This is a genomic window from Hallella faecis, assembly GCF_018789675.1.
In the GTDB taxonomy this organism is placed as follows: Bacteria; Bacteroidota; Bacteroidia; order Bacteroidales; family Bacteroidaceae; genus Prevotella; species Prevotella faecis.
This window is the reverse complement of sequence record NZ_JAHKBE010000152.1, coordinates 1-639: the sequence shown is the minus strand read 5'-3', so window position 1 is coordinate 639 and position 639 is coordinate 1. Positions and strand designations below refer to the sequence as shown.

At 40.2% G+C, this 639-nt stretch carries 1 pseudogene; it reads right to left on the bottom strand.

Going from position 1 to position 639, the window contains the following annotated elements:
* Positions 1-208: 208 nt before the first annotated feature.
* Positions 209-388 (bottom strand): annotated as a pseudogene (locus tag KM934_RS12915) (IS1380 family transposase); the annotation flags it as partial.
* Positions 389-639: the final 251 nt, after the last annotated feature.

Sequence of the window (639 nt, the reverse complement as noted above, 5' to 3'; positions counted from 1 at the left end):
GGATTTCTCTTTGCCGTACGACACAGAGAAATCCTAATGACCGATTTGGGTTAAAAGTGTCAACTTATTCAGTACACTACACCTTTATTTATAGGATGTACACTACATCCTCCACGCATGAGCCTCCACAGAAGTACACGCTCATCAGCGAACGGTTTCGTTAAGCCAGATGAGCAATGATGAGCTTGCTCTGGCATTGTCATGGCGAGAAACGGTCGGATAAAATCCAACGGACAATCTCGCTGTATTGATAGCCGATAATACTGCGGCATCTCTGACCAAGTGCCTGGTCGATAATAGGTGAAAGCATGGAGGCAAATTGCTCCATGATTGAAAATATGCTTCCAAAAAGAGTGAGTTTTTCGGATTTTATTTGTACCTTTGCCATGTCTTGTTACGATTTACGCTTGTTTTGAATTGCAATACTAAGATAAGTGAAAAATCTGACATGGCAAAATCCTTAACTGCTCGGCTTTGCCGCTTGCCACAAGCAAGAACTTTTTGTTGTTCAGGTACTTATAACAAAAGTTAAACTAAAGTGTTGCGGAATTTAGGACAATAACTATTTTTAGCATTATGAAGATAGTATTTTCTATTGCATCACTTGTAGTTGGTGTCATCGGTCTTGGAGTGTTCTTC